Source organism: Endozoicomonas sp. SESOKO3 (assembly GCF_024606255.1).
This window is the reverse complement of sequence record NZ_JAHHPR010000713.1, coordinates 1-2064: the sequence shown is the minus strand read 5'-3', so window position 1 is coordinate 2064 and position 2064 is coordinate 1. Positions and strand designations below refer to the sequence as shown.

Here is a 2064-nt window from a genome sequence, read left to right as displayed (position 1 = left end):
CAGGAATGGTTATTTATGCAGTCCATGGTTCGTTTCTTAAAAGTTGTTGTTTTCCTTGGTTGGCAAGTCTATTTAAAATTGATTCTGCAGCTTAGAGTCGGTTTTACTATGAAAGTTCATAACATTGATCTCAGCGAAACTAACAGGAAAACAGGACTTTGATTCTTGCCAGGCAGGTGTTGCAGAATAATTAGTGAGTGACAGCAATCAGTCATTCATCCATGCTTAGTTCAGTGATTTTCGCCGACTCATCTTCATGGATGGACAACACATGGCCATCGACGCTGAAGGTGGCTGACACGATCCCTCTGGGATAGGAAATGGTGGCTTTTTTTTGCCATGACCCATCGCTTACCTGACCGTAAACAATAGCAAGATGAGAATCTAACGGCGGGAGTAAACTAAAAAATGTATGTCTTAACTGGTGATAAATAAATTCCGACACATTATCGTTATTGGCAGTGACCAAATGGCTGCCATCGGCGCTGAAGGATGCTGATCTAATATACAAACCACTACAAATGGTGGTTTTTTCTTCCCAGGATCCATTGACCTTACGGCCATAGATTTTTACCTTCCTGTCTTCACCGTGGGTCATCACATGGCGGCTATCGGAGCTGAATCTGGCTGAGTTGATCTGTTTATTATGGGAAATGGTAGCTCTTTCTTCCCATGATCCATGATCGTTCAGGCGATAGATTTTCGCCTTTTTATCTCTACTGCGGGTGATCACACAGCGGCTATCGGGGCTGAAGGTGGTTGAGAGGACCCAATCATTATGAGAAATGATGGCTTTTTCGTTCCATGATCCGTCTTCCAGACCATAGATTATCGCCCTGCCATCTTGACCGGAGGTTACCATATGGCTGCTATCGACGCTGAATGTGACAGAGAAGAAACGATCCTCATTGGGAAAGATGGCTTTTTCTTCCCATGCCCCATCGTTCTCAAGGCCACAGATTTTCATCCTGTTACCTTCACAACAGGTGATCATATGTCGGCTATCGGCGCTGAATTTGGCTGACCAGACTGGTTTGTCATGGGAAATGATGGCTATTACTATCCATGACCCATCGTTCATCTTGCCATAGATTTTTGCTGTATGATCCAGACTGGTGGTCACCATATAGCAACTATCGGCGCTGAAGGTGGCTGATGTTAAAGAATCGTGGCTAATGATGGCTTTTTCTGCCCATGACTCATCGTCTTCCAGACCATAGATTTTCGCCTTGCCATCGTGACTGGCGGTCACTACATAGCGATCGTTGGCGCTGAAGGTAGCTGACATGAGACGATTATCATGGGTAATAGTGGTTTTTTCTTCCCATGAATGTTCGTCCTTCTTGCCATAGATTCTCGCATTGCGATCTTCACTGGCGGTCACTACATAGTGGCCATCGTTACTGAGCATGAATGATATGACACGACCATTATGGGGGATAGTGCCTTTTGCTTGCCATGAACCATCGGTCTCCCGACCAAAGATTATCACCGTTTTACTATCGCTGACGCTCACCAGATAGCGGCCATCGGCACTGAAGGTAGCAGAGTTGATCTTGCCATTATTGGGGAGGGAGGCTTTTGTCTCAAATATAAATGTTTTGCATTCAATCATCAGTTTAGTGAGAGTGAAAGAGAACAGAGCAGGAAAGTCAATACTCCCATGACGATCCATGACTGACTTGACTAATGCCTTATCCATTGTAAACCGGCTCAACCAATTCTCGAGTTGATCCTTATCTTTTTCAGTGACGATTGTCTTTATTAGAGCCTGGTGTGATGAAGCAATCTGGCGATACCATGCCCTAGCCATTGAAGTATCATTTTTGAGCGTGTTGTTAAGGTATGAATTTGCCCGTGTTAAATGGGCAATATCACGGGTCTGCAAATAGCTATAAATTTTGGATTGTATTTCAATGGGCAAATCGAGCAATAATGAAATCTTGTTCTTGTCACGTACAATGACGTCCCTGCCCATAGTGCTAAAACGGGGTGTCTCTAATTGAGTTTCGGGTGTTGATGAGAGTGGCTCACCAAGGCAAGAATGGTTATTTATGCAGTCCA

The 2064-nt window shown here is 44.3% G+C and carries 1 protein-coding gene; it reads right to left on the bottom strand.

Annotated elements, in window-relative coordinates; all coding sequences use genetic code 11:
• Positions 1-211: 211 nt before the first annotated feature.
• Positions 212-2064 (bottom strand): hypothetical protein (locus KDK18_RS12545; RefSeq protein WP_257255267.1); only part of this gene is annotated, 1853 nt, incomplete at its 5' end.